The organism is Qipengyuania sp. SS22 (assembly GCF_025736935.1).
Taxonomy (GTDB): domain Bacteria; phylum Pseudomonadota; class Alphaproteobacteria; order Sphingomonadales; family Sphingomonadaceae; genus Qipengyuania.
The window spans coordinates 263,282-287,738 of record NZ_CP107048.1; the positions used below are offsets into that span (position 1 = coordinate 263,282).

General features: G+C 65.2%; 26 protein-coding genes. 19 read left to right on the forward strand and 7 right to left on the reverse strand.

Annotated elements, in window-relative coordinates; all coding sequences use genetic code 11:
* Window positions 1-83 precede the first annotated feature (83 nt).
* The 3 genes from argC to N6L26_RS01215 all read right to left on the reverse strand — a co-directional run bounded on the left by argC (window position 84) and on the right by N6L26_RS01215 (window position 2,829).
* Window positions 84-1,022, reverse strand: coding sequence for an N-acetyl-gamma-glutamyl-phosphate reductase (gene argC / locus N6L26_RS01205; RefSeq protein ID WP_263606243.1), 939 nt, complete (start codon window positions 1,020-1,022; stop codon window positions 84-86).
* Window positions 1,019-1,366: a hypothetical protein gene (locus N6L26_RS01210; RefSeq protein ID WP_263606244.1), complete on the reverse strand. Its 348-nt coding sequence runs from the start codon at window positions 1,364-1,366 to the stop codon at window positions 1,019-1,021. The genes argC and N6L26_RS01210 overlap by 4 nt, the downstream gene beginning before the upstream one ends.
* 74 nt (window positions 1,367-1,440) lie before the next feature.
* The gene (locus N6L26_RS01215; RefSeq protein WP_263606245.1) at window positions 1,441-2,829 is read right to left on the reverse strand and encodes a leucyl aminopeptidase family protein; all 1,389 of its coding nucleotides are present in this window, start codon (window positions 2,827-2,829) and stop codon (window positions 1,441-1,443) included.
* Window positions 2,830-2,875: 46 nt separating this feature from the next.
* Here N6L26_RS01215 and N6L26_RS01220 point away from each other — a divergent pair, with 46 nt between their 5' ends.
* Together N6L26_RS01220 and map are read left to right on the forward strand one after the other, a co-directional pair.
* Window positions 2,876-3,700: a DUF3298 and DUF4163 domain-containing protein gene (locus N6L26_RS01220; protein ID WP_263606246.1), complete on the forward strand. Its 825-nt coding sequence runs from the start codon at window positions 2,876-2,878 to the stop codon at window positions 3,698-3,700.
* 40 nt (window positions 3,701-3,740) lie between these two features.
* Window positions 3,741-4,568 carry a type I methionyl aminopeptidase gene (gene map / locus N6L26_RS01225; RefSeq protein ID WP_263606247.1) on the forward strand — a complete coding sequence of 276 codons (828 nt, stop codon included), beginning with the start codon at window positions 3,741-3,743 and terminating at the stop codon, window positions 4,566-4,568.
* Here map and N6L26_RS01230 read toward each other — a convergent pair.
* Together N6L26_RS01230 and ccmA are read right to left on the reverse strand one after the other, a co-directional pair.
* Window positions 4,565-5,218 carry a heme exporter protein CcmB gene (locus N6L26_RS01230; protein WP_263606248.1) on the reverse strand — a complete coding sequence of 218 codons (654 nt, stop codon included), beginning with the start codon at window positions 5,216-5,218 and terminating at the stop codon, window positions 4,565-4,567. The genes map and N6L26_RS01230 overlap by 4 nt on opposite strands.
* Window positions 5,215-5,796, reverse strand: coding sequence for a heme ABC exporter ATP-binding protein CcmA (gene ccmA / locus N6L26_RS01235; protein ID WP_263606249.1), 582 nt, complete (start codon window positions 5,794-5,796; stop codon window positions 5,215-5,217). Before ccmA ends, N6L26_RS01230 begins: the two co-directional genes overlap by 4 nt.
* 56 nt (window positions 5,797-5,852) lie before the next feature.
* Between ccmA and N6L26_RS01240 the strand changes: the two genes are divergently transcribed.
* Window positions 5,853-6,146 (forward strand): 4a-hydroxytetrahydrobiopterin dehydratase, encoded by a 294-nt coding sequence (locus tag N6L26_RS01240; RefSeq protein WP_263606250.1) that lies wholly within the window; start codon window positions 5,853-5,855, stop codon window positions 6,144-6,146.
* A gap of 3 nt (window positions 6,147-6,149) precedes the next feature.
* Here the strand turns inward: N6L26_RS01240 and N6L26_RS01245 are convergent, their stop codons facing one another.
* Window positions 6,150-6,956: an SDR family oxidoreductase gene (locus N6L26_RS01245; RefSeq protein WP_263606251.1), complete on the reverse strand. Its 807-nt coding sequence runs from the start codon at window positions 6,954-6,956 to the stop codon at window positions 6,150-6,152.
* A 21-nt stretch (window positions 6,957-6,977) separates the two neighbouring features.
* Window positions 6,978-7,595 carry a DNA-3-methyladenine glycosylase family protein gene (locus N6L26_RS01250; RefSeq protein WP_263606252.1) on the reverse strand — a complete coding sequence of 206 codons (618 nt, stop codon included), beginning with the start codon at window positions 7,593-7,595 and terminating at the stop codon, window positions 6,978-6,980.
* A 90-nt stretch (window positions 7,596-7,685) separates the two neighbouring features.
* Here N6L26_RS01250 and N6L26_RS01255 point away from each other — a divergent pair, with 90 nt between their 5' ends.
* From N6L26_RS01255 to murB, 16 genes are all read left to right on the forward strand, one after another.
* Window positions 7,686-8,003, forward strand: coding sequence for a 2Fe-2S iron-sulfur cluster-binding protein (locus N6L26_RS01255; RefSeq protein ID WP_253518186.1), 318 nt, complete (start codon window positions 7,686-7,688; stop codon window positions 8,001-8,003).
* A 42-nt stretch (window positions 8,004-8,045) separates the two neighbouring features.
* Window positions 8,046-9,062, forward strand: coding sequence for a cysteine synthase A (locus N6L26_RS01260; protein WP_263606253.1), 1,017 nt, complete (start codon window positions 8,046-8,048; stop codon window positions 9,060-9,062).
* Window positions 9,063-9,087: 25 nt separating this feature from the next.
* The gene (locus N6L26_RS01265) at window positions 9,088-9,459 is read left to right on the forward strand and encodes a hypothetical protein (protein ID WP_263606254.1); all 372 of its coding nucleotides are present in this window, start codon (window positions 9,088-9,090) and stop codon (window positions 9,457-9,459) included.
* Window positions 9,460-9,475: 16 nt separating this feature from the next.
* Complete coding sequence (locus N6L26_RS01270) at window positions 9,476-10,192, forward strand: GldG family protein (RefSeq protein WP_263606255.1); 717 nt, start codon at window positions 9,476-9,478, stop codon at window positions 10,190-10,192.
* 406 nt (window positions 10,193-10,598) lie between these two features.
* Window positions 10,599-11,024 (forward strand): division/cell wall cluster transcriptional repressor MraZ, encoded by a 426-nt coding sequence (locus N6L26_RS01275; RefSeq protein WP_263606256.1) that lies wholly within the window; start codon window positions 10,599-10,601, stop codon window positions 11,022-11,024.
* Entirely contained in the window at window positions 11,021-11,959 is a 939-nt protein-coding gene (gene rsmH / locus N6L26_RS01280; protein WP_263606257.1) for a 16S rRNA (cytosine(1402)-N(4))-methyltransferase RsmH, read from the forward strand. The genes N6L26_RS01275 and rsmH overlap by 4 nt, the downstream gene beginning before the upstream one ends.
* Entirely contained in the window at window positions 11,959-12,465 is a 507-nt protein-coding gene (locus N6L26_RS01285) for a hypothetical protein (protein ID WP_263607224.1), read from the forward strand. The genes rsmH and N6L26_RS01285 overlap by 1 nt, the downstream gene beginning before the upstream one ends.
* 65 nt (window positions 12,466-12,530) lie before the next feature.
* Window positions 12,531-14,234, forward strand: a complete 1,704-nt coding sequence (locus tag N6L26_RS01290; RefSeq protein WP_263607225.1) for a peptidoglycan D,D-transpeptidase FtsI family protein — start codon at window positions 12,531-12,533, stop codon at window positions 14,232-14,234.
* Window positions 14,231-15,703 (forward strand): UDP-N-acetylmuramoyl-L-alanyl-D-glutamate--2,6-diaminopimelate ligase, encoded by a 1,473-nt coding sequence (locus N6L26_RS01295; RefSeq protein WP_263606258.1) that lies wholly within the window; start codon window positions 14,231-14,233, stop codon window positions 15,701-15,703. The genes N6L26_RS01290 and N6L26_RS01295 overlap by 4 nt, the downstream gene beginning before the upstream one ends.
* Window positions 15,700-17,166: a UDP-N-acetylmuramoyl-tripeptide--D-alanyl-D-alanine ligase gene (locus N6L26_RS01300; protein ID WP_263606259.1), complete on the forward strand. Its 1,467-nt coding sequence runs from the start codon at window positions 15,700-15,702 to the stop codon at window positions 17,164-17,166. The genes N6L26_RS01295 and N6L26_RS01300 overlap by 4 nt, the downstream gene beginning before the upstream one ends.
* Before the next feature lie 18 nt (window positions 17,167-17,184).
* Entirely contained in the window at window positions 17,185-18,255 is a 1,071-nt protein-coding gene (gene mraY, locus N6L26_RS01305; RefSeq protein ID WP_263606260.1) for a phospho-N-acetylmuramoyl-pentapeptide-transferase, read from the forward strand.
* Window positions 18,252-19,607, forward strand: a complete 1,356-nt coding sequence (gene murD / locus N6L26_RS01310; RefSeq protein ID WP_263606261.1) for a UDP-N-acetylmuramoyl-L-alanine--D-glutamate ligase — start codon at window positions 18,252-18,254, stop codon at window positions 19,605-19,607. Before mraY ends, murD begins: the two co-directional genes overlap by 4 nt.
* Window positions 19,608-19,612: 5 nt before the next feature.
* On the forward strand, window positions 19,613-20,869 hold the full coding sequence (locus N6L26_RS01315; protein ID WP_412071347.1) for an FtsW/RodA/SpoVE family cell cycle protein: 1,257 nt from the start codon (window positions 19,613-19,615) through the stop codon (window positions 20,867-20,869).
* A complete protein-coding gene (murG, locus tag N6L26_RS01320) occupies window positions 20,866-22,062 on the forward strand; it encodes an undecaprenyldiphospho-muramoylpentapeptide beta-N-acetylglucosaminyltransferase (protein WP_263606263.1) in 1,197 nt (398 codons plus the stop codon). The genes N6L26_RS01315 and murG overlap by 4 nt, the downstream gene beginning before the upstream one ends.
* A complete protein-coding gene (gene murC / locus N6L26_RS01325) occupies window positions 22,059-23,483 on the forward strand; it encodes a UDP-N-acetylmuramate--L-alanine ligase (protein ID WP_263606264.1) in 1,425 nt (474 codons plus the stop codon). Before murG ends, murC begins: the two co-directional genes overlap by 4 nt.
* A 44-nt stretch (window positions 23,484-23,527) precedes the next feature.
* Window positions 23,528-24,457 (forward strand): UDP-N-acetylmuramate dehydrogenase, encoded by a 930-nt coding sequence (gene murB, locus N6L26_RS01330; protein ID WP_263607226.1) that lies wholly within the window; start codon window positions 23,528-23,530, stop codon window positions 24,455-24,457.

Here is a 24,457-nt window from a genome sequence, read left to right on the forward strand (position 1 = left end):
TGGGTGGCAGGGCGTAAGTACGTCCATTCGAGCATTGGGTGCGGGCAATTGTGCCCGAAGCGCAGACAGGCGATGCCTGTTTTTTAGGCAACAGGCAACCGCAGGCCGGCAGTTTCGGGCAGGCCGCACATGAGGTTGAGGCTCTGGACGGCGGCTCCGCTGGCCCCCTTGCCAAGATTATCGAGCTGCGCGACGAGGCGGGCGTTCCAACCGCCTTCGTTGCCGAACACGAACAGGTCCATGCCGTCCGAAGGCGCGGCATTCTTGTCGAGCAGAAGCTCCCCGACCGGAGCCGTATTGTGCACGGTTACCACTGCCGAACTTTCGTAGAAGCGGGCAAGTGCATCCCGCAGGCTGCCGGCATGCGGTTCGTTTTCCATCGCGCCGAGATGCAGCGGGACTTCCACGATCATGCCGCGGTAGGCCGAGGCGACCGAGGGCGCGAACAGCACCGGGTGTTCAAGCCCGGCATGCGCCTTCATCTCGGGCAGGTGCTTGTGCGCCATGTCGTAGCCATAGGCGCGGAATGCCGGCGCACCTTCGGCTTCGAACCGTTCGATCAGTGCCTTGCCGCCGCCCGAATAGCCGCTGACGGCATTGACGCTATAGGGCCAGTCCGCCGGGATCAGACCCGCGCGCACCAATGGTGCGACCAGGGCAAGGAAGCCCGTGGGATAGCAGCCCGGATTGCTGACCCGGCGCGCATTGGCGACCCGTTCACTGCCGATGAGTTCGGGGAAACCATAGCACCAGCCTTCGGTGGTGCGATGCGCGCTGGAGGCATCGATCACGCGCGTGCCATTGGCCGGATCGATCAGCTCGACCGCTTCGCGTGCAGCATCGTCGGGCAAGCACAGGATGGCGATATCGGCTTCGTTCAGCGCTTCACGCCGCGCTCCGGCATTCTTGCGCTGCGCATCGTCGAGCCGGATGAGGGTGAACTCGGCGCGCCCTTCGAGCCGCTCGGCGATTTCAAGCCCGGTGGTGCCTGCGGCGCCGTCGATGAAGACCGCATGCGTCACTGGCTGGGCGCGAGCATGCCAAGCCGGACATAGCCGCTCGGCCCTTCGGGGCCGCAGGTGATCCATGCCCAATCGCCCGCGCAGTCGAGCAATTCGATCTCCTGGCCCGCATCAAGTGTCGCGCCGTCGTCGGCATCGTCGCGCATGTTCAGCTTGAGCGTTGCGGCCGCGCTGCCGATGGTCCGCGCTTGCGGGATCACGTAGTGTGCGGCGAGATAGCTATCCGCCAGTGCGACATGCGCCAGATCGCCACGCAGCGGCAGCGTTCCGGGCGCGGGCTTGTCGACCGGGCCCTTCAGTCCGACAATACCTTCGGGGAGGGAGTAACGGGCAGGGGCAGTCACGCTGTGTGCAAAATCCGGTTGTGAACGTTGCGGGCGCTTAGCCTCGCGCGTGCTTTCTCGCAAGGCGGCGGGCTTCAGGCTCCACCGAAACGGCCCTTCAGCATATGCCAGGCGGCGCGCAGGCCATAAGCATCGCCGCCCTTGGGACGGCCCGGTTTGGCCTGCGGGCGCCAGGCGAAAGTGTCGAAATGCGCCCAGTCGATACCGTCGCCGACAAACTTGTCGAGAAACAGGCCTGCGACACTTGCCCCCGCAAAGGCATTGCCATGTGCATTGTTGGTATCGGCGATGTCGGAATTGAGCCATTCGCGATAGGCATCGGGCAGCGGCAGGCGCCACGGCTCGTCGTCATGCGCGCGGCCGGCTTCGATCAGCGCCGCCGCGGTCGCGTCTTCGCGGGCCATCAGCGCGGGATAATCTGGACCGAGCGCGACGCGAGCGGCACCGGTCAGCGTGGCGAAGTCAAGGATCAGCGCAGGCCCTTCCTCGCTGGCGCGCTGGAGCGCATCGCCAAGCACCAGCCGGCCTTCGGCATCGGTATTGCCGATTTCCACACTCAAACCCTTGCGCGAGCGGAGCACGTCGCCCGGGCGGAAGCTGTTGCTGCTGATCGCGTTCTCGACCGCGGGGACCAGCAGGTGGAGCCGTACCGGCAGACCGGCGCCCATGACCAGCCCGGCCAGGGCAATCGCATGCGCCGCACCGCCCATGTCCTTCTTCATCAACAGCATGCCGGTCGAACTTTTTACGTCGAGCCCGCCGCTGTCGAAGCACACTCCCTTGCCGACGATGGCGAGGATCGGATCGCTTTCCTTGCCCCAGGTGAGATGCAGCAGGCGCGGGGCATGGTGGCGCGCGGCGGCGCGGCCGACCGCGTGGATCATGGGATATTCCTGCTCCAGCGTATCGCCCACGGTCACCTTGAGCGTGGCCGAATGCTGCTTCGCCAGCGTCTCGCACTGCTCTTCCAACGCGGCGGGGCCCATGTCTTCGGCGGGTGTATTGACCAGATCGCGGATGAGGCACACGGCCTGTGCTTCAGCGATGGCGCCTTCAATCGCGCCGACATCCTGCGTCAGCAGCACGCGCGGGCCGACCGGGCGTTCGGGCCGCTTGTAGCGGTCAAAGACATATTGCGCGGTCTGCCAGCCATGGACGGCGGGGCCAGGCGCTCCCTTCGTCCGGCGATAGGTGCCCGCAGGCAGGTTTTCGGCGAGCCGCGCCATGCACCAGCTCGAAAGGCTTTCGGGATCGGCCACGCCGCCGACCGCAAACCAGCATTCGCCATCGGGCACGATCGCGGTCTGGTAGCCGCCGCCGTCGAACTTCTGCGCCTCGAGCGCGGCTCGCTGGCTGGTCGAAAGCTGCTTGAGCCAGGCACCCAGCCCGTCGCGGTTGACGAGGTGAATGGAAATCGCATCCTGCCCGCGGTCGGGCTGGATCAGCGGCTGTTTGTCGGCCATATCGGAAGTGCCTCTAATGAATTCGTCTTTCGCAAAGGAAACCGCGATGCGTGCGCCCCTGTTCCTGATTTCCCTCGCGCTGTCGAGTGCGGCCTGTTCCGACAGCGCCGAGTATGCCGACAAGGCGGGGGTCAGCTCGAATGCGACCGCAAGCGCAAGCGCAACCGCAAACGCCTCAGCTACCGCCACGCCGGCGGCAGAAGCCCAGGCGGTCGAACAGGAAGCCGAGCGCTATCAGTTTGCCTATTCCTGGCCCGCGGAAGTCGCTGCCGAACCGGCGCTCGCCGCGTTCCTCGGGCAGAAGGCCGACGCGATGCGCGCGGCGCTCGAGCAAGGCGCGGATGAGGACTGGGACTCTTCCGAAGGGGGTGAGTGGACCCCGCGCCAGCACAGCGCCACCGAAGAGTGGCAAGTGGTGGCGGACATACCCGATTACCTGAGCCTGTCGGGCCATCTGGCGACCTATTCGGGCGGGGCGCATGGCATGTATGGCGTCCAGTCGCTCGTCTGGGATCGGAAGGCCGGTAAGGCGATGAAGGGGGTCGAGCTGTTCAACTCGCCCGTCGCGCTCGAACAGGCGCTGGGCAATAGGCTGTGCGACACGCTCAACACCGCGCGCGAAGAACGGCGCGGTATGGAGATCGAGGAGGGCAGCGACGACATGTTCGACAAATGCCCCGGCCTCGACGAGGCTAGCGTGCTGGTGGGCTCGTCCAACGGCAAGACCTTCGACAGGATCACGGTCTATTTCGGCCCCTATGTCGCGGGCGCCTATGCCGAGGGCGATTACGAGCTCGATTTCCCCGTCACCGCCTCGGTCGTCGATGCGGTCAAACCTGCGCATGCCGGTGCCTTCAGCGTGAAACGCTAGGCATCTCGCAATTGCCGCGCAAAGCGCCTATGTGGGCGGCATGACAGAATACCAGGTAATCGAGGCGGACGAGACCGTCTATCGCGACGGCACGATCAAGCTGCATGGACCCGAAGGTTTCGAGGGCATGCGCAAGGCAGGGCGGCTGGCCGCGGAAATTCTCGATGAGCTCACCACTTTCGTGCAGCCGGGCGTCACCACCGGGGCGATCGACGACTATGTCCGCGGTATGATGCTCGATGCCGGATCGGTGCCCGCGACGATGGGCTATCGCGGCTATGAGCATAGCTGCTGCACCTCGATCAACCATGTGATCTGCCATGGCATTCCGTCCGACAAGGCGCTGAAAGACGGCGACATCGTCAATATCGACGTGACCCCGCTGCTCGACGGCTGGCATGGCGATACCAGTCGCATGTTCTTCGCCGGCGAACCGTCGATCAAGGCCAAGCGGCTGGTCGAGGTGACCTATGAATGCCTGATGCTGGGCATCGATGCGGTGCGTAAGCCCGGCGCCCGGCTGGGCGATATCGGCGCGGCGATCGAAGCGCATGCGCGCCAGTACCGCTATGGCGTGGTGCAGGAATTCTGCGGCCACGGTCTCGGCCGGTTGTTCCATGATGCGCCGGAGGTGATCCATGCGGCGCGCGCGGGAACCGGGCCGGAAATGAAGCCGGGCATGTTCTTCACCATCGAACCGATGATCAACGCCGGTCGCGCGCATGCCAAGGTGCTGGGCGACGGCTGGACTGCGGTCACACGCGACAAGTCGCTTTCGGCGCAGTTCGAACATTCGATCGGCATTACCGATGACGGCGTCGAGATTTTCACCGAAAGCCCCAAGGGGCTGCACAAGCCGCCTTACTAACCTTCGCGCGCCGCGCGTATCGCCGCTCCGGCGGCAAAGGGTGTCACCGCGCACAGCCCGAGGCTGATCGCGCCGGTGAGCAGCAACGCGCCCGGATCGGGCCGGGACAATGCGCCGGCACCGAAAATCAGGATGGGCACGGCCAGCGGAATGACCATCAGCCCGGCCAGCGCCGCTCCGCCGCGCAGGCTGGCGGTAAGCGCGGCGACCGCAAGGCCGATCGCAGCGAGGCCGGGGGTGCCCGCCAGCAGGCCGAGCAGGACGGTGCGCGTCATTTCTCCCGGCAGGCCCAGCAGCGCTGCCGCAGGAAGTGTGGCAAGCAGCAGCAGCGGCGCGAAGGCCAGCCAATGCGCGAGCAGCCGTACTGCCATCGCGGCTTCCTCGCTCACCCCGCGCAAGTGTAACTGGTCGAACATGCCAGCATCGAGATCGGCCGAGACGAGCTTGTCGATCGGCAGGATCGCGGCGAGCAGGGCCGCCACCCAGATCACGCCGCCACCAGTACGCGCGAGCAATTGCGCGTCGGGCCCGACCGCGAAGGGATAAAGCATCGCCACCGCGAGGAAGAACAGCAGCGGCAGCACCCCGCCGCCGCCGCGCCCACCGGGCAGCAGCAGCCCGAGATCGCGCCGAAGAAGTGTCCCGATCATGCGGCATACTCTGCAAGGTGGATGGTGTGCGGCGCGGGCAGGGCAATGGGCTGGTGCGAGGCGATGACGGCAATCCCGCCGCCTGCGCAATGCTGCGCAATCAGCGTCTCGAAGGCCGCTTGCGCGTGGCCGTCAAGGCCGTTGAGCGGCTCGTCGAGCAGCCAGATCGGGCAGTTGCGATTGAGCAATCGCGCGAGCGCGGCACGCTTCTTCTGCCCGGTCGAGAGATAGCGCACCGGCACCTCCATCAGCGGATCGAGCTGCAGCAGTTCGAGCGCGCGGCCCGGCTGGGTGCATCCGTCGAGCGCTTCCCAGAATGCCAGCGCCTTGCCCAGCGGCAAATGGGCGTCGAGCGCGAGCCGTTCGTCGACCAGTCCCATCGCCCCGGCGTGGTCCACCGAGCCGGTGAACGGGTGCAGCAATCCGGCGAGAATGCGGATCAGGCTCGACTTGCCGATCCCGTTGGCGCCGGTGACATGCACGGCAGCGCCTTCATCGCAGGTAAGCGAAAACCTGCGAAACAGCAGCCTTTCGCCGCGGCGGCAGGCAATATCCTTTGCGACGAGGCGAGGTTGCATGGGCGGTGGCGATAGGCAAAAGGCGCGCCACCGACAAGTAGAGGAGAATCGCAGCCATGACCGTTGAACAGCTGACCGAGGAAGAGCGTGGCAGCTGGCTGCGCGGGCTGACCGGATGGAGCCTCGCCCGCGACGGCAAGGCAATCGCGCGGAGCTTCGAATTCGCCGACTTTTCCGAAGCTTTCGCCTTCATGACCCGCGTCGCGCTGATCGCGGAGACCCGCGATCACCATCCCGAATGGTCGAATGTCTACAACCGTGTGGAGATCACCCTGACCACGCATGACGCCAGCGGGCTGTCGCTGCGCGATGTCAAAATGGCGCGCAAGATCGACGCGCTGCTCGGCTAGCGCCTATTTGCCCAGCGGACGGGCGCTGGTGCGCGTCTGCTTGCGCACGCGTCCGGGCAGCCAACGTGCGGCAAAGGCCATCTGCCTGGCGGTCTTGCCCACGGGCGTGTGCAGCCGGTCGCCATGGACCGCAGCCCAGGCGGCAGCGGCCACTTCCTCGACCGGCGTGATTTCCAATCCGGCATCGGTAACACGCTGGCGGATGCCTTCGTTCACCCCGGCGTGGGGCGCGTGATCGAGCAGCGGCGTGTCGATGAAGCTGGGCATCAGCGAGCGGACATTGATGCCCGTGTCGGCCCATTCGCCATCGAGGCTCTCGGTCACCGCGCGTACGCCGAACTTGGTCGCCGAATAGACGCTCGCGCCCGGTGTGCCATAAATGCCCGCGGCACTGGCGGTGTTGAGCAGGCAGGATCCCGGCGCGGTCTTCGCCAGATGCGGATGCGCCGCCTGCGCGCCAAACAGCACCCCCTTGAGATTGATATCGAGACAGCGTTCGATTTCCTCGGTGCTGTTTTCAAGCACCGCCCCGCCAAGCGGGATGCCGGCATTGTTGAACACCACGTCGATCCGGCCGCCCGCCGCGACCGAGAACGCCTCAAGCGCTTCATCCCAGGCCGCGCGGTCGCGCACGTCGAGGACATGGCCATAGACGAAGCCGTTACCGATCATCTCCTCGGTTTCGCGCATGCCTGTCTTGTCGATGTCGCCAAGGCCGACGAACCAACCGCGCTCGCCGAAATACAGCGCAACCGCGCGCCCGATGCCCGACCCGCCGCCGGTGATGAAAATCGCCTTGCGCTCGCTCAATCTCTCTCTCCCTCGTGCGCGCTACAGCGCGGCATTGGTGTATGCGTGCCAGGTAAAGATGGCCATTGCGCCGCGACGGGGCCGCCAGTCTTCGCCGATGATACGCGTTTCCTTCTCGGTTGGCCGCGCCGCCAGTTCGAGCATGCGGCCCACGGCTTCCTGAACCGCCAGATCGCCCGCGGGCCAGATGTCGGGCCGCCCTTCGGCGAACAGCAAGTATATTTCCGCCGACCAGCGCCCGATCCCCTTGATTCGGGTGAGGTCAGCAATCGCCTCCTCGTCGTCTTCGGAAAGACTGGCCAGATCGAGTTCGCCGCTGGCCACCAGCTCGCACAGACTGCGGGCATAGCCCTGTTTCTGGCGCGACAGGCCGCAGGCACGCAGCGTGTCGAAATCGCGCGCCAGCACTTCGTGCGCGGGCATAGCTTCGCCCAGTTCGGCTTCGAGCTTGGCCCACACCGCATCCGCGGATGCGACGCTGACCTGCTGGCCGACGATCGTCCGCAGCAACGTGCGGTAGCCGGTGGGGCGAATGCGTTCTTCGGGATAGCCGCAGCGCTCCAGCGCCCCGGCCACAACGGGGTCGGATGCCGCGACCGTATCGAGATGCGTGCGCAATTGTGCGTTGGTCAGCCCCATGGCGAGTGCGCTTGCCTTCCCCGTCGCGATTGAATAGCAGCGCGACGCATAGGGTCGACCAGTAGCCCTTTGCAACCGAGGAAACACGCAATGCCGAAACTGACCGTGACCACCCGCGAAGGCGAGACCAGCGAAATCGACGTCGCCGACGGCCTGACCGTGATGGAAGCGATCCGCGACAATGGCTTCGACGAGCTGCTCGCGCTGTGCGGCGGGTGCTGTTCCTGCGCGACCTGCCATGTGCATGTCGACCCGGCGTTTGCAGACAAACTCCCGGAACTGAGCGAGGACGAGGACGACCTGCTCGAATCCACCGATCACCGCCAGCCGACTTCGCGCCTGTCGTGCCAGATCCCCTTCACGGCGGAACTGGATGGGTTGAAGGTTACTATCGCGCCTGAAGACTGATGTTGTTTGCAGGTTGGGGTCGGCGCGCCTAGTTCCCGGTCCATGACTACAATTCCCGTACGCGAGCATACGCTCGATCTCATCGGCAACACCCCGCTGGTCCGTCTCGAAGGACCGAGCGAGGAAGCCGGTTGCGACATCTTTGGTAAATGCGAATTCGCCAATCCGGGCGCCAGCGTGAAGGATCGCGCAGCGCTCTATATCATCCGTGATGCGGAAGAGCGCGGCGAACTGAAGCCCGGTGGCACGGTGGTCGAAGGGACCGCCGGCAATACCGGGATCGGCATTGCGCTGGTGGCCAATGCGCTGGGTTACCGCACGATCATCGTGATGCCCGACAACCAGTCGAAGGAAAAGATGGACACGCTCCGCGCCCTGGGCGCGGAACTGGTCACCGTTCCGCCGACGAAGTATGCCGATTGCAACCACTTCCAGCACGTCTCACGCCGGATGGCGGAAGAGATCGACGGGGCGATCTGGGCCGGCCAGTTCGACAATACCGCCAACCGCAAGGCGCATATCGAAACCACCGCCAAGGAACTGTGGGACCAGCTCGAGGGCCGAATCGACGGTTTTACCTGCGCGGCGGGCACGGGTGGCACCATCGCCGGCGTGGGTATGGGGCTGAAGGAGCTGGATGAAACCGTCACCATCGCGCTGACCGACCCGCATGGCGCGGCGCTGTATAACTACTTCGCCAATGGCGAGCTGAAGGCCGAAGGGTCTTCGGTTGCCGAGGGGATCGGGCAGGGGCGCATCACCGGCAATCTCGAAGGCGCGCCGATCGATACGCAATTCCGGATTTCGGACGAGGAAGGCCTGACCTGGGTAGCGCGCCTGCTGCGCGAAGAGGGACTGTGCCTCGGCCTGTCCTCGGGCATCAATGTCGGCGGCGCGATTGCGCTGGGTAAGCATTTGGTGGCTGAAGGGCGCGAGAACCCGCGCGTGGCTACCATCCTGTGCGACACAGGCTTCCGCTATCTCTCGACGCTCTACAGCGCCGAATGGTTGGCCGCTAAGGGCCTGCCAGTGTTCGATTGGTTGCAATCGGGCGATTGACTGCCCGCCACGGGTCCCTACGCTTATGCGCGTGCACCAATTCTTCGACATGAGCCGCAAGCCGCCGGTGGGCGAGCTGCCCGAAGTGCCGGGTAGCGATGCCCGGCGCGAGCGCACCGTGCAGCGCTTGCAGATCGGCATCACCGGCATCGTCATGATGATCCTGCTCGTCGGGCTGGCGAGCATTATCCAGAACCGGGCTGCGGAAACCGATGCCACTACCGTGCCTGCCGCCGCGCCAACGACCGAGCCGACGCAAGCTGCGCCGCAGAATGACCCGCTGGTCGAGGCGGGTGTGGTGCCCGATCTCCCGGCCGAACCGACCGCGACCCCCAATGCCGCGCCGACCTCCGGCCCGCAGACCGAAACCGATGCGCCGCCGCCCGCTGCTAACTAGCATCCTTTTACTTCCAATGGCGCTGCTCGCCGCGGCCTGCTCTTCGGGGGAGGCGCGCGAGGAAGCTGCCTCCAAGCCGCGCGTCGGGCTGTTTTCGAGCCTGCCGCTCTATTGGGGCGAAGGCGAGTTCGGCGCGATGCTGGAAGGCGGGGGACATAAGGACTGGGTGCGCGAGGAACTCGAGACGCGCTTCGACCTCGTTCCGCTCGATACGCTCGAACCCGAGGCGCTCGAAGGGCTCGACCGCGTGATCCTGGCGCAGCCACGCGCACTGGCGCCGTCGGAAAATGTCTCTTTCGATCAATGGGTGGTCCAGGGCGGCCAGGCGGTAATCCTCGCCGATCCGATGCTGACGCGCCACTCGCGCTATCCGATCGGTGACCGGCGCCGGCCGCAGGATGTCGTGCTGCTGTCGCCGATCTTTGCGCATTGGGGTCTCGAACTGCTGTTCGACGAGACCCAGCCCGGCGGCGAACGGACGGTCAAGCTGGCAGGTCAGTCGGTTCCGGTGGCGCTGCACGGCCGCTTTGCGCGGCAGGAAACCAGTTCGTGTACGGTGCTTGGCGACGGATTGCTCGCACGCTGTGCACGAGGCAGCGGAGCGGCGGTCCTTTTCGCCGATGCCGCGCTGCTCGACTGGGAAGGCAGTGATCGCGTTCCGCAGGGCCGCAAGGACGCCTTGTGGGCCGTACTAAAGTCCGCGATCCCCGACGAACCAGCCGCTACGGACTGACCGGGGATTTCACGGGCGAGGCCCGGAGAAATCACGGGATTCTCTGCGCAACACCTCACAAATCCGTGCGTTTCCAGTCGCTTTGTTAAGAAACTGGTAACGAATTCGAGCCTGCTCGCGGGAAAACTATCACATTAAAACAAGGGTATACGGGCTTATCCCGTGAAATCCCGCAATTTTCCCTTCCATCCCCGACTGACCCGCGATAAACCGCAATCACATCGGACAAGGACTGTCTCTGCGCGCTCGGCCCGTGGGCCAAGCGGCTCGCCCCCATGCTTGGGCGAGGGAGGAAGGTTTTGCCCGGTGAGGAGGCAAATGAAACCGGTATTGGGGTTTGGAGACAGTGTCGTTCGGAGGGTACAGCGGTCAGGCCTATTCGCCAGCAGGCGATAAGGGCCGCTTTGTGCTTCCGCCCCTGTTTCGCAAGGCGGTGAAGGACAGCAGCGATGGTCGCGTGCTGTGCCTGATGAAGCACCCCAGCTGGAACTGCCTCGTCGGCTTCGGCCTCTCGCGCAAACCCGAACTCGAAGCCCAGCTCGACCGTGAGGAAGAGCTCGCCGTCCGCCTGGGCAAGGAATTCGACCGCGATACGCGCTCCAGCCAGCTTTTCGGCTTCCAGGAAATGCCGTTCGACGACAGCGGCCGTTTCGTCATGCCCGATCATCTGCGGATGCTCGGCAAGATCGAAGACGGACTCTATTACCAGGGCGGTGGCCGGTTCTTCACGCTGTGGAACCCCGGCGAACTCGCGCAGATGGGCGACGATTGGGCGGGCGCCAAGGCAGCCTGCGAAAGCTTCCTCGCCGATGTGAAGGCGAAGGGCAAATGAGCGCCGCGCCGCATATTCCCGTGCTCCTCGACGAGGTGATCGACGCGCTCGATCCGCAACCGGGCGACGTGATCGTCGACGCAACCTTCGGTGCGGGCGGCTATACGCGCGCCCTGCTCGAACGCGGCGTCACCGTGCATGCTTTCGACCGCGATCCCGACGCCATCGCTGCGGGTCGGAAATGGAGCGAGACAGAAGAAGCTCCGCCGCGCCTCGTTCTCCACCCGCATCGTTTCTCCGAAATGCTTGACGTCATGACGTCGGCAGACGTTGCGCAGGTCGATGGGGTGGTGATGGATATCGGCGTCTCCTCGATGCAGCTCGACCAGGCCGAGCGCGGCTTCGCCTTTTCGGCCGATGGACCGCTCGACATGCGTATGAGCCAGGACGGCGAAAGTGCGGCCGATTTCCTCAATTCGGCGGACGAAAAAGCGATCGCCGACGTGCTCTATCTCTATGGCGAGGAACGCCAGTCGCGCCGGGTCGCGCGCGCCATCGTTGCCGCGCGTCCGCTGGAAACGACAGGCGCGCTGGCGCGGGTCGTGCGCAAGACGCTGGGCTACAAGCCGCATGACAAGAAGGACCCCGCTACGCGGACCTTCCAGGCGGTCAGGATCCATGTGAACGGCGAACTCGACGAACTGGCCCATGGCTTGTCGGCAGCCGAGCATTTGCTGCGCGAAGGGGGCCGCCTCGCGGTGGTCAGCTTCCACAGCCTCGAAGACCGGATCGTCAAGCGCTTCCTGCGCGAGGCGTCCTCAACCCCGAGTGCCTCGCGTCATGTCCCCTTGGCGGCGCAGGATGATCCGGTCTTTTCCAATGTCAGCAAGGCAATCAAGCCCGGCGAAGCCGAGATCGCGCGTAATCCGCGGTCGCGTTCGTCGGTGCTGCGCCACGCCACGCGTACCGCCACCCCGGCGCGGGAAGCCGCGTGATGGTCGGCGGTTCACGCATTCGCCAGATCGGCTGGGCGCTGGTGCTGGCCATCTGCTTCGCGCTGCTGCTCGCGCTGACCTTCAAGGTCAACGCGGTGAAAAGCGACGTGCGCCTCGCCGAACGCCAGATCATCGCCGCGCAGCAGGCTAAGCTGATGCTCGACACCGAGTTCGAGACCCGCGCCAGCCAGCAGCAGCTGTCCGACTGGAACGCGGTCGAGTTCGGCTATGCCGCGCCGCGCGCCGACCAATATCTCGAAAACGAACGCCAGCTGGCCGTGCTTGGTACGCCGCGCGGGATCGACGCCCCGGACCCGGTCCGCGTCGCACTCAACCGGCCCGCGCCCGAAAGCGAAAGCCTGTTCGCTGAGTGGATCGAGGATGATGAGGGCACGGATAGCGCCGCCCGTCCCGAACGCCGCGAACTTGCTGCTGCCGGCGGTCTCGCCGAACGCCTGGCCAGTCCCGCGGTCGGCATGGCCGCTGTCGCCGAGGTGAGCCAGTGAACGCCTTCTCCGGCTTCGGCCCCGCCATCGCCGCGGGCAGCAGGAGCGGGCAGGGGGCAGTGAGCATGGCGGTGGCCTCGGGCCGCGTCCAGCTTGTCACCATCCGCCAGGAATCGCTGACGCTCGCCCGCTGGCGGGTTTTGTGGATTGCGCTTGGCTTTGCCTTTGTCGCGTTGCTCGCGCTTGTCCGGATCGGCTATCTCGGCATGTCCGACGATGGCCTGCGCGGCACCTCGCTCGAAGAAGCGCTGCTGCCGCCGCGCGGCGAGATCACCGACCGCAATGGCGTGCCGCTGGCGCGCGCCTTTCCCGCCTATGCGCTGTGGTTCAACCCGGAAGCGCTGGGCGAAGACGGTGCGCCGCTGGTGCGCGACCCAGCCACGGTCGTGAGCAAGCTGAAAGCGATCTTCCCCGATCTCGACGAAAAGGCGGTCGCCGCACAATTCGCCGCGGGCAAGCAGGGCTATATCCGCCGCCGCGTCTTGCCCGAGGAAGCCAATCGCGTGCAGGAAATCGGCGAACTCGCGCTCGAAATGCCGATGGAGAACGACCGCCACTATCCGCAGGGTTCGATGGCCGCGCATGTGCTCGGCTATGTCGCTGCCGACGGCAATGGCCGCGTCGGCATGGAGCAGGTGCTCAACGATCACCTGTCCAACCCTTCGACCCGCGGTACGCCGATTGCGCTGTCGATCGATTCCCGCGTGCAGGGCGCGCTCGAGGACGAGCTGCGCCGCGGGATGAAGCTGGTCCAGGCGCAGGGCGGGGCGGGCATTGTGCTCGATGTCGATACCGGCGAAGTGCTGGCGCTGGCATCGCTCCCCGAATTTGATCCCAACAAGATCGATGCGCGCGGCGAAAAGCTGATGTTCAACCGCGTGACCAACCAGGTCTATGAACTGGGCTCGACTTTCAAGCCGCTGTCGGTCGCCGCTGCGATCGATGCCGGTGTCGTCCGCAATCTTGGCAAGCGCTGGGACGCAAGCCCGGTCAAGGTCGGGCGCTTCAGCATCAAGGACAGCCACGATCTGGGGTCCGATCTCAACGCGGTCGAGGCGCTCATCCACTCGTCCAACACGGTCACCGCGCGGCTGGTCGACGAACTCGGCCCCGACCGCATGCGACGCACGATGATGGACCTCGGCATGAATGAGCGCCCCTATATCGAACTGCCCGCCAAGGGTTTCCCGATCTGGCCGGGCGAAAAATGGCCGCGCCTGCGCTCGATGACGGTTGGCTATGGCCACGGTATCGCGGTCACGCCGCTGCATCTCGCCAGCGCCTATGCGGCGATGATCAATGGCGGCATCTGGCGCCCGGCCACGCTCAAGAAGCTGGGCCCGGGCGAGGCGCCCAAGGGACGCCGCGTGTTCAAGGCCTCGACCTCGAGCCGGATGCGGCAATTGCTGCGCGCGATTGCGGTCTATGGCACCGGCAAGAATGCCGATGCGCCGGGCTATCGCGTCGGCGGCAAGACCGGTTCGGCTGAAAAGCCGGGCGGCAGTGCCGGTTATCGCAAGACCGCGTTGGTTTCGACCTTCGCCGCCGCATTCCCGATGGACCGCCCGCGCTACGTCGTGATCGCCATGCTCGACGAGCCGCGCGGGACGCTTGCCAGTTCCTACCAGCGCACTGCCGCATGGAACGCCGCGCCGATCGTCGGGCGGCTGGTACCGCGCATCGGTCCGTTGATCGGCGTGCGCCCCGACGATACGCGCGATGTCGACATCTCCGATATCAAGCCACTGATCCCGGAGGCGAACAAGTGAAGCTCGCCAAGCTCTGCACCGCAGCGGGGATCGCCTGCGATGCCGACGTCATGGTGACCGGCTTCGCTATCGACAATCGCAAGGTGGCACCGGGCACCGTCTTCGGCGCCTTCCAGGGTGCGCAGGCCAACGGCGAAGACTTCATTCCCGCCGCGATCGAAAGCGGTGCGGTGGCGGTGGTCGCGCGGCCCGAAGCGACGGTGGAAGGCGCGATTCATATCGCCGACGATACGCCGCGCCGCGCCTTCGCCGCGCTGGCCGCACAGTTCTTCACGCCCGCGCCCGACCATATCGTCGCGGTCACCGGCACCAATGGGAAGACCTCGACGGTCGAAATGACCCGCCAGATCTGGCGCATGGCGGGCGAGCGCGCGGCGAGCATCGGTACGTTGGGGGTGACCACGCCCGATGAAAGCGTTTCCACCGGGCTGACCACCCCCGACATCGTCACTTTCCTGTCGAACCTCGCCGGGTTGGCGCGCGAAGGCGTGACGCATGTCGCCTATGAAGCGTCGAGCCACGGCCTCTCGCAATTCCGCAATGAAGGCGTGCCGGTCGAGGCGGCTGGTTTTACCAATTTCAGCCGCGACCACCTCGATTACCACGCCGACATGGAAGACTATTTCGCCGCCAAGATGCGGCTGTTCGACGAAGTCGTTTCGGACGGCGCGACGGCAGTGATCTGGATGGGCGCGGGCGATTGCGGGTGGAATGCCCGCGTGGTCGATCATGCGGCACAGCGCGGTCTCGCAGTCATGACCGTCGGCGAACAGGGCGATGCTATCCGCCTGACCCATCGCGAACCCACCCAACTGGGCCAGTCGCTGACGGTCGAACACGCGGGGCAGAGCCGGACGATCAATTTGCCGCTGATCGGCGCTTACCAGGTCTCCAACGCGCTGACCGCCGCCGGGTTGGCGCTAGCCACTGGTTGCGATGCCGGGCTGGTCTGGGATGCAGTCGCGCGGCTCCAGCCGGTACGCGGTCGGCTCGAACGCGCAGTCATCGCGCCCTCGGGTGCGCCCGTCTATGTGGATTACGCGCATACGCCCGACGCGCTCGAAGCGGCCATCGCGGCACTGCGCCCACATGTCAGCGGACGGCTCATCACCGTTTTCGGCGCGGGCGGCGACCGCGATCATGGCAAGCGCGCCCCGATGGGCGAGGCAGCCGCCAAGGCGAGCGACCTCGTCATGGTTACCGACGACAACCCGCGCGGTGAAGATCCTGCGGAAATCCGCAGTCAGGTGCTTGCGGGCGCGCCGCAGTCACGCGAGATAGGCGGGCGTCGCGAAGCCATTCTCGCAGCCATTGCCGAAGCGGGTGCGCAGGACATCGTCCTGATCGCCGGCAAGGGACACGAAACGGGTCAGATCATCGGATCGGGAGAGAACATGCGGGTGTTGCCCTTCGACGACGTAGAGGTCGCGCGCGAATGCGCCGCGCAGATTGCCAGAGGTGATGCATGAGCGCGGCGATCCTGCGCCATCCGGCCTATGTCGAATGGCCCGCCGATCCGCGCGACCGCCTGCCGCTGACGCTGTGGGACGCCAGGAGCATCGCCGAGGCCGTGGGTGGCACCGCCAGTCATGATTTCCAGGTCGCAGGTGTCGAGATGGACAGCCGCGATGTGGTTAATGGTGACCTGTTCGTCGCGCTCAAGGGCGAGGCGATGGATGGTCACCGCTTCCTCGATACCGCTTTCGCCAATGGCGCAGCGGGTGCCATTGTCGACCGTCCGGTCGACTGGCCGCATATCCTTGTCGACGACACCACCAAGGCGTTGCAGGCGCTGGCGCGTGCAGCGCGCAGCCGGGTCGAGGCGACCATCATCGGTGTGACCGGATCGGTAGGCAAGACCGGCGTCAAGGAAGCGATCTTTGCCAGTCTCGAGCGCGCCAGTCGCGGCGCAGCGCATCGTTCCACGCGCAGCTATAACAACCATGTCGGCGTTCCGCTCAGCCTGACGCGGATGCCCGCGCGCAGCCGGTTCGGCGTGTTCGAAATGGGCATGAACCATGCCGGCGAAATTGCGGAACTGACCACGCAGGTCCGCCCGCATGTTGCGGTCATCACAACCATCGCCCCGGCGCATATCGAAAATCTCGGCAGCATGGCCGCGATCGCCACCGCCAAGGCGGAGATCTTCGCTGGTCTCGAACCAGGCGGCATCGCGGTGATCCCCGCCGACAGCGAACATTACGAACCGCTCAAGCTTGCCGCGCTGCGGGCAGGGGCCAACGTCGTCAGCTTTGGCCGGGCACGCTTCGCCGATGTCCGCTTGCTCGATGCGATCCCCAGCGCCAACGGCGGCAGTCTCGTGACCTGCGAATTCCCCGAAGGACGGCTGTGCTACACCGTCGCCGAACCCGGCGATCACTGGGTGGTAAACTCGCTCGCCGTGATGGCTGCAGTGCGGGCGGCGGGCGGCGACATGGCCGCCGCGGGTCTCGCGCTGGCCGAAATGGGCGGGCTCAAGGGTCGCGGCGCGCGCCACGGGATCGACGTGCCCGGCGGCAAGGCGCTGTTGATCGACGAAAGTTACAACGCCAATCCGGCAAGCATGCGCGCCACGCTGGCGCAGCTCGGGCAGACGCCCTCGGGCCGCCGCATCGCCGTGCTTGGCGCGATGAAGGAACTCGGCGATTTCGGTCCGCAGTTCCACGCTGCGCTGTCCGAACCCGTTCTGGCCGCCGATGTCGACTATGCGCTGCTGGTTGGCGACGAGATGCTCGCATTGGCGCGCGAACTGGGGAAACCGGAAAGCTCCGTCCTTGGCAAGCCCATCGCCTGGGCGCATTGCCATACCGCCGACGAGGCGATCAACCTGCTCGAGGACTTCGGTGTCGTTGCCGGCGATGCTGTGCTGGTCAAGGGCTCCAATTCGGTCGGTCTTGGCCGGCTCGTGGATCATTTCACCCGCGCCGGCTAGGCGCGACGAGAGGCCGATTTGCTATACATCCTCGCCGAATGGTTGAATTTCGAAGGCATCTTCAACCTCGTGCGCTACCAGACGTTCCGTGCCGGAGCGACGCTGATGACTGCGTTGATCTTCGGCCTCGTCATCGGCCCGCGTTTCATCGCCATGCTGCGTGTGCGGCAGGGCAAGGGTCAGCCGATCCGCGAAGACGGGCCGCAGACCCACTTGGCCAAGCGCGGCACACCCACCATGGGCGGGCTGATGATCCTGATCAGCCTGACATTGTCGGTGCTGATCTGGATGGATCTGCGCAACCCGTTCATCTGGGCCTGCCTCGCGGTGACGCTGGGCTTCGGCCTGATCGGTTTCCTCGACGACTATGACAAGGTTACCAAGGCCAGCCACAAAGGCGTTTCGGCGCGTATCCGTTTGCTGATGGAATTCACCGTGGCGGGTATCGCCAGCTATATCATCGTCAGCCAGATCAACACCTTCGTCTATGTCCCCTTCGTCAATGACTTCGGGGTCGAGCTGGGGGCTTTCTATTACGTTTTTGCGGCGATCGTGATCGTCGGCGCAGGCAATGCGGTGAACCTCACCGACGGGCTCGACGGGCTGGCCACCATGCCGGTCATCATTGCCGCCGGCACCTTCGCGCTGATCGCCTATCTCGTCGGCCGTGTCGATTTCTCGACCTATCTCGGCATCCCCCATGTCGAAGGCGCGGGCGAACTGGCGATCTTCTGTGCCGCGATCATGGGGGCGGGCCTTGCCTTTCTATGGTTCAACGCCCCGCCAGCAGCGGTGTTCATGGGCGATACCGGTAGCCTTGCCTTGGGCGGCGCACTTGGCGCGATTGCGGTGGCGACGCATCACGAGATTGTCCTCGCCATCGTCGGCGGGCTGTTCGTGTTCGAGGCGCTGAGCGTGATCATCCAGGTCCTTTGGTTCAAGCACACCGGCAAGCGGGTCTTCCGCATGGCACCGATCCATCACCATTTCGAACAGCTTGGCTGGTCGGAGAGCAAGGTCGTGATCCGCTTCTGGATCGTGGCCATCGTGCTGGCACTTCTGGGGCTCGCGACGCTCAAGCTACGATGATCACCTCACCCGCCTGGAAGGACAAAAAGTACGCGGTGCTCGGCCTCGCGCGCTCGGGCAAGGCGACGCTCGATGCGCTGATGATGTCGGGCGCGAGCGTCAAGGCGTGGGATTCGAGTGGAGAAGTGCGGCAGAGCTTTTGTGAGCACTTCCTTGAGGAGAGCTATCCGGAGGACACGCTGATCCTGTTCCCCGGGATGGACGGCACTCTGCAGCTTGTCGACCCCTTGACGCTCGACCTGACCGGCTATGCCGGTGTGGTGGTCAGTCCGGGCGTCCCGCTCAACACCCACCCGATCAAACCGCATGCCGACAGCTTCGGCGTGCCGGTGATTGGCGATATCGAACTCTTCGCGCAGGCGAGGACGGACCTGCCGCCGCACAAGGTCGTCGGCATCACCGGCACCAATGGCAAATCGACCACCACTGCGCTGGTCCATCACATCCTCAAAGAGGTGAGTGTGCCCACCACCATGGGCGGTAATATCGGCCTGCCGATCCTCGAGCAGGACCCGCTGCCTGAAGGCGGGGTCTATGTGCTCGAACTGTCGAGTTACCAGATCGACCTCACCTACTCACTCGATTGCGATGTAGCGGTGCTGCTCAACATCACCCCGGATCATCTGGACCGGTATGATGGGGATTTCGGAAAGTATGCGGCCAGCAAGTCGCGTTTGCTCTCGCTTCAGACAGCCGGCCACAATTCCATTGCGCGGTTTACCGATGCCCGGGTTCTGGGCCAATTCGCCGAAGGTTCGATTGCGAGCATTCTCGAGGATGTGCTCCAGAACAGGGGCTTCACGCCGAGCGAGCAATCGAACTGGCCGTCGCTCCAGGGGCCGCACAATCGCGAGAACGCGGCAGCGGCGATCGAAGTTTGCGATATCCTGGGTATTTCCGGTGAGCAGATCAGGACTGGCCTGAAGAGTTACCCCGGCCTTGCGCACCGCATGGAACGCGTCGCCGAAATCTCTGGCGTCGCCTATGTCAACGACAGCAAGGGCACCAACACCGCCGCCTCCGCCCCTGCGCTCGCGGCCTTCGACAATGTCCACTGGATCCTCGGCGGGCTGGCCAAGGAACCGGGGCTGGGCGAGTGCGAGGCCGAGTTGGGCCATGTGAAAGCCGCCTATACCATCGGTAAGGCCGGGCCCGACTTCGCCGCGCTGCTGGACGGCCGCGTACCGGTGGAACAGTGCGAGACGCTCGACCGCGCAGTAAGCGCCGCCGCTGCAAAAGCCGAGGCCGGTGATACCGTGCTCCTCTCGCCTGCCTGCGCCAGCTTCGACCAATATGCCGACTTCGAGAAACGCGGTGACCATTTCCGCGCGCTGGTGGACGGGCTGATATGAACACCATGCAGCCCTATGTCCCCGGCAAGCGCCAGCCAGCTCACATGCCCAAGGGCAAGCTCTCGCGCTGGTCCGAAATCAAGATCTGGTGGCGCGAGATCGACCGCGTGCTGCTGCTGCTGGTGCTCCTGCTAATGAGCTTCGGCACGATTGCCGTCGCCGCAGCCTCGCCCGCCAGCGCGGATCGCCTGTCGACTGCGAGCCAGACGCTCGACCCGCTTTATTTCTTCTACCGCCACCTCGCCTGGCAGGTGCTCGCCATCGCGGCCCTGCTCGGCATATCGATGCTCACGCGCGAGAATGCGCGGCGGCTCGCCATCGTGCTCGCTGCGGTGATGACCGGACTGCTGTTCCTCGTCCCGCTGATCGGGGTGGAGATCAACGGCGCGCGGCGCTGGATCAATCTCGGGATGCAATTCCAGCCGTCCGAATTCCTCAAGCCCGGCTTCGCCATCGCCATGGCGTGGATCCTGTCGTGGCGCATGCGGGATCCCAACCTGCCGGTTCTGGGCATCGCCACCGCCTATCTCGCGCTGATCGCGGCCCTGATGATGATGCAGCCCAATCTGGGCAGCACGATACTGTTCGGCGGCGTATGGTTTGTGATGGTGGTGCTGTCGGGGGTCGATGTGAAGCGGCTTGGCGCAGTGATCGGCGGCTGCATTATCGGTCTGACCGCGACCTATTTTCTCTATGACAATGCGCGCCACCGGATCGACGCCTTCCTCGGCGGCGGGACGGCCTTCGACCAGGTCGACCTCGCCAGCCGTACGCTGCTGGCGGGCGGGTGGACGGGAGCGGGATATGGCCTCGGCATCCGCAAGATGAGCCTGCCCGAGGCCCATACCGATTACATCTTCAGCGTCATCGGCGAGGAATTCGGCCTGATCGTCTGCGGCATGATCGTGCTGCTCTATCTCGCTATCGTCGTGCGGGTGCTGATGCGCCTGATCGACGAGGAAGACCTGTTCGCGCTGCTGGCCGGTGCAGGCCTGATCGCGCTGCTCGGCGGGCAGGCCTTCATCAATATCCTCGTCAATCTGCAGCTGTTCCCGTCGAAGGGGATGACGCTGCCGCTGGTCAGCTATGGCGGCTCTTCGACCATTGCCATCTGCCTCAATGTCGGGCTGATGCTGGCGATCACCCGGCGCAATCCGTTCCTGAAAAGCCGGACCATTGGACTTGGCGACAGGCTCGGCTTCGGGCAGACGGCCCCGATGAAAGACACTACGGGTTCCGCACGCCGGGAGATTCACCCATGACCGGCGCCAGTCGCCACTTCGTCCTCGCTGCCGGGGGCACCGGCGGGCATTTGCTCCCCGCCTTCGCGCTCGCGGCCGAGCTGAACCGACGCGGTCATCATGTCGCGCTGATCACCGACAAGCGCGGCGCGGACATCCCCGGCAAGCCCGATTTCCTCCCGGCGCACGTCATCCCCGCAGGCCGGTTCGGCAAGAACCCGCTCAGCTGGTTCAAGGGTCTCAAGGCGGTATGGGAAGGGCGGCGCATGGCGCTGCGCCTGTTCGACAGTTTCCAGCCCAGCGCGGTAGTCGGCTTCGGCGGGTATCCCTCGCTACCCGCGATCCTCGCCGCGACCAGCGCGGGCGTTCCCACCGTCGTGCACGAGCAGAACGCCGTGCTCGGCCGGGTCAATCGCCTGTTCGCACGTCGGGTTGATGCGATCGCCACCGCCTATCCCGAGGTCCAGCGGCTCGATGGCAAGCACGCCGGGAAAGTCCACCTTGTCGGCAATCCGGTGCGAGCGGGCGTGCTCAGCCTGCGCGACGAACCATTCCCTCCCTTTACTGAAGACGGCTTGCTGCGGGTGCTCGTCACCGGCGGCAGCCAGGGCGCGCGCGTGCTGTCCGAAGTGGTGCCCGATGGTCTTTCCATGCTCCCGCCCGCGCTGCGCCAGCAGTTGCAGGTGACGCAGCAGTGCCGCCCCGAGGATGTCGATGCGGTCCGCGAACGCTATCGCACGCATGGCATCCCCGCCGAACTGGCAACCTATTTCGAGGACATGGCCGCCCGGCTAGCCGATGCGCATCTGTTTATTGGCCGCGCGGGCGCGTCGACCATTGCCGAACTGACTGCGGTTGGCCGCCCCGCGATCCTGATCCCGCTGCCGATCGCGACCGATGATCACCAGGCCGCCAATGCACGCGAACTCGCCAAATCGGGCGGCGCGCGAATGATCCGGCAGGAGCGTTTCACCGGCAAGGAGCTGGCCAAGCAGATCAAGGTGCTGGCGGAAAATCCGCAGGGTCTCGCCAAGGCGGCGCATGCCGCGTGGAATTGCGGGCGACCCAAGGCGGTCGAGGATCTGGCCGATCTCATCGAAAGCTTCGGGGGGGCGGAACTGATGGATGTGATCCGCGTCGGCGGCAACAATGCACGCGGGTCCTCGCAAGGTGTGCCCGCCGGCCAGGGCGCGGTGCGGGAGGCTGCGGAATGAGAGGCGTTCCCACCGATATCGGTACCGTTCATTTCGTCGGCATCGGCGGCATCGGCATGTCCGGGATTGCCGAAGTGATGAACAATCTCGGCTATGCGGTTCAGGGTTCCGACGTGAAGGACAGCGCGACCGTCGAACGGCTGCGACAGCGCGGGATCGAAGTGGCGATCGGCCATGCTCCCGAAAACGTCGAGAGTGCTGCCGTCGTCGTCACCTCGACCGCGGTCAAGCGGACCAATCCCGAAGTCGCCTACGCGCTGGAAAATCGCATCCCCGTGGTGCGCCGGGCGGAAATGCTCGCCGAATTGATGCGTTTGAAATCGACCGTTGCCGTGGCCGGTACGCATGGCAAGACGACGACCACCAGCATGATCGCCGCGCTGCTCGATGCGGGCAATATCGACCCCACCGTGATCAATGGCGGGATCATCGAGCAGTACAGTTCGAACGCGCGGCTGGGCGACAGCGAATGGATGGTGGTCGAAGCGGACGAGAGCGACGGCAGCTTCCTGCGGCTCGACGGGACCATCGCGGTGGTCACCAATATCGATCCCGAACACCTCGACCATTACGGCGATTTCGACGGGGTGAAGGACGCTTTCGTCGAGTTCATCCACAACGTCCCGTTCTACGGCGCGGCGATCCTGTGCATCGATCACCCCGAAGTGCAGGCGGTGATCGGCAAGGTGCGCGATCGCAATGTCGTGACCTATGGCTTCAACCTGCAGGCAGACATCTGCGGCGTGAACATTCGCCCCGATGCGGGCGGCAATGTGTTCGACGTGATCGTGCGTCGCCGCGGACAGGAAGATCGCCGGATCGAGGGGGTGCGCCTGCCGATGCCGGGCCGCCACAATGTCCAGAACGCGCTGGCGGCGATTGCCGTGGCGATCGAGATGGGCTGTCCCGACGACGTTATCTGCAACGGCTTTTCCGCGTTCGGAGGGGTCCGGCGGCGCTTTACGCGGGTCGGCGAAGTGCCCAGCGGCGACGGCGTCGCGACGATTATCGATGATTACGGCCACCACCCGGTCGAAATCAGGGCGGTGCTGTCCGCCGCGCGCGAAAGTGCGGGCAAGGGCCGGGTCGTCGCGGTGGTCCAGCCGCATCGCTTCACGCGCCTGCGCGATCTGATGGACGACTTCCAGAGCTGCTTCAATGAAGCAGACGAGGTCTATGTCACGCCCGTCTATGCCGCTGGCGAGGATCCCATCGACGGGGTCGATGCCGATGCGCTGGTCGCCGGGCTCAAGGCGCGCGGCCACCGTGCAGCGCAAACCGTGACCGACGAGGAAGACCTGGCCGAAAAGCTGGCCGCCGATCTGCAACCGGGCGATCTGGTCGTATGCCTCGGTGCGGGCGATATCACCCAGTGGGCAGCGGGCCTCGCCAATGGCATCGCGAAGGTGAGCACCGCATGAGCGCGGGCGAGCAGCCCGGAGATGTGTGGAACCGCGACAGCGGCATGGCTCCCGATTGCGAAGTCGAGGGGAGTGTGGCTGCACCGATCGACACGCAGGGTTTGCGCGGCAAGCTGACCCCCGAGGCCCCGCTCGGCAAACTCGTTTGGTTCAAGGCCGGGGGCAAGGCCGACTGGCTGTTCGAGCCAGCCGACGCCGAAGACCTCAAGGAATTTCTCGAGCGGCTTGGCGGCAATCTGCCGGTAATGGCGCTTGGGCTGGGCTCGAACCTGATCGTGCGCGACGGCGGCGTGCCCGGCGTAGTGGTCAAGCTGGGCAAGCCCTTCGCCGATGTCGCGATCGATGAGGACGCATGCGTGGTTAAATGCGGCGCGGGTGCGCACGGCATCCTCGTCGCCAGCGCGGCGCGCGATGCGGGTGTGGCGGGACTCGAATTCATGCGCGGTATCCCCGGCACGGTTGGCGGCTTCGTGCGCATGAACGGCGGCGCCTATGACCGCGAAGTCAGAGATGTGCTGATCGATTGCACCGTAATCATGCCCGGCGGCCAGTGCCACACGTTGCCCGCGTCTGATCTGCAATATACCTATCGCCATTCGGCGCTGCCCGGTGGCGCGGTGGTCATTTCGGCGCGCTTTCAGGGCGAGCCGGGCGATCCGGTGGAAATCGGTGCGAAGATGGACGCCATCGGCGAAGCGCGCGAAAATTCGCAGCCGCTGCGCACCAAGACCGGCGGATCGACCTTCAAAAACCCTCCGGGCAAGAAGGCGTGGGAGCTGGTCGATGCCGCCGGCTGCCGCGGCCTGCGCATGGGCGGCGCGCAGGTGAGCGAGAAGCACACCAATTTCCTGCTCAATGTCGATAATGCCACCAGCGCCGATATCGAAGGGCTGGGCGAAGAAGTGAAACGCCGTGTGTACGAACATTCGGGTGTCGAACTCGAATGGGAAATCCAGCGTGTGGGGCGACCCTAA

Bases quoted from the DNA above. Each gene is read 5' to 3' on its own strand.
- N6L26_RS01265 (WP_263606254.1), top strand. From the start codon at position 9,088: ATGCGCGTGCACCAATTCTTCGACATGAGCCGCAAGCCGCCGGTGGGC.
- N6L26_RS01220 (WP_263606246.1), top strand. From the start codon at position 2,876: ATGCGTGCGCCCCTGTTCCTGATTTCCCTCGCGCTGTCGAGTGCGGCC.
- N6L26_RS01270 (WP_263606255.1), top strand. From the start codon at position 9,476: ATGGCGCTGCTCGCCGCGGCCTGCTCTTCGGGGGAGGCGCGCGAGGAA.
- N6L26_RS01240 (WP_263606250.1), top strand. From the start codon at position 5,853: ATGACCGTTGAACAGCTGACCGAGGAAGAGCGTGGCAGCTGGCTGCGC.
- N6L26_RS01255 (WP_253518186.1), top strand. From the start codon at position 7,686: ATGCCGAAACTGACCGTGACCACCCGCGAAGGCGAGACCAGCGAAATC.
- murC (WP_263606264.1), top strand. From the start codon at position 22,059: ATGAGAGGCGTTCCCACCGATATCGGTACCGTTCATTTCGTCGGCATC.
- N6L26_RS01290 (WP_263607225.1), top strand. From the start codon at position 12,531: ATGGCGGTGGCCTCGGGCCGCGTCCAGCTTGTCACCATCCGCCAGGAA.
- N6L26_RS01215 (WP_263606245.1), bottom strand. From the start codon at position 2,829: ATGGCCGACAAACAGCCGCTGATCCAGCCCGACCGCGGGCAGGATGCG.
- N6L26_RS01260 (WP_263606253.1), top strand. From the start codon at position 8,046: ATGACTACAATTCCCGTACGCGAGCATACGCTCGATCTCATCGGCAAC.
- N6L26_RS01300 (WP_263606259.1), top strand. From the start codon at position 15,700: ATGAGCGCGGCGATCCTGCGCCATCCGGCCTATGTCGAATGGCCCGCC.
- ccmA (WP_263606249.1), bottom strand. From the start codon at position 5,796: ATGCAACCTCGCCTCGTCGCAAAGGATATTGCCTGCCGCCGCGGCGAA.
- N6L26_RS01250 (WP_263606252.1), bottom strand. From the start codon at position 7,595: ATGGGGCTGACCAACGCACAATTGCGCACGCATCTCGATACGGTCGCG.
- murD (WP_263606261.1), top strand. From the start codon at position 18,252: ATGATCACCTCACCCGCCTGGAAGGACAAAAAGTACGCGGTGCTCGGC.
- N6L26_RS01315 (WP_412071347.1), top strand. From the start codon at position 19,613: ATGCAGCCCTATGTCCCCGGCAAGCGCCAGCCAGCTCACATGCCCAAG.
- rsmH (WP_263606257.1), top strand. From the start codon at position 11,021: ATGAGCGCCGCGCCGCATATTCCCGTGCTCCTCGACGAGGTGATCGAC.
- murB (WP_263607226.1), top strand. From the start codon at position 23,528: ATGGCTCCCGATTGCGAAGTCGAGGGGAGTGTGGCTGCACCGATCGAC.
- map (WP_263606247.1), top strand. From the start codon at position 3,741: ATGACAGAATACCAGGTAATCGAGGCGGACGAGACCGTCTATCGCGAC.
- N6L26_RS01285 (WP_263607224.1), top strand. From the start codon at position 11,959: ATGGTCGGCGGTTCACGCATTCGCCAGATCGGCTGGGCGCTGGTGCTG.
- murG (WP_263606263.1), top strand. From the start codon at position 20,866: ATGACCGGCGCCAGTCGCCACTTCGTCCTCGCTGCCGGGGGCACCGGC.
- N6L26_RS01230 (WP_263606248.1), bottom strand. From the start codon at position 5,218: ATGATCGGGACACTTCTTCGGCGCGATCTCGGGCTGCTGCTGCCCGGT.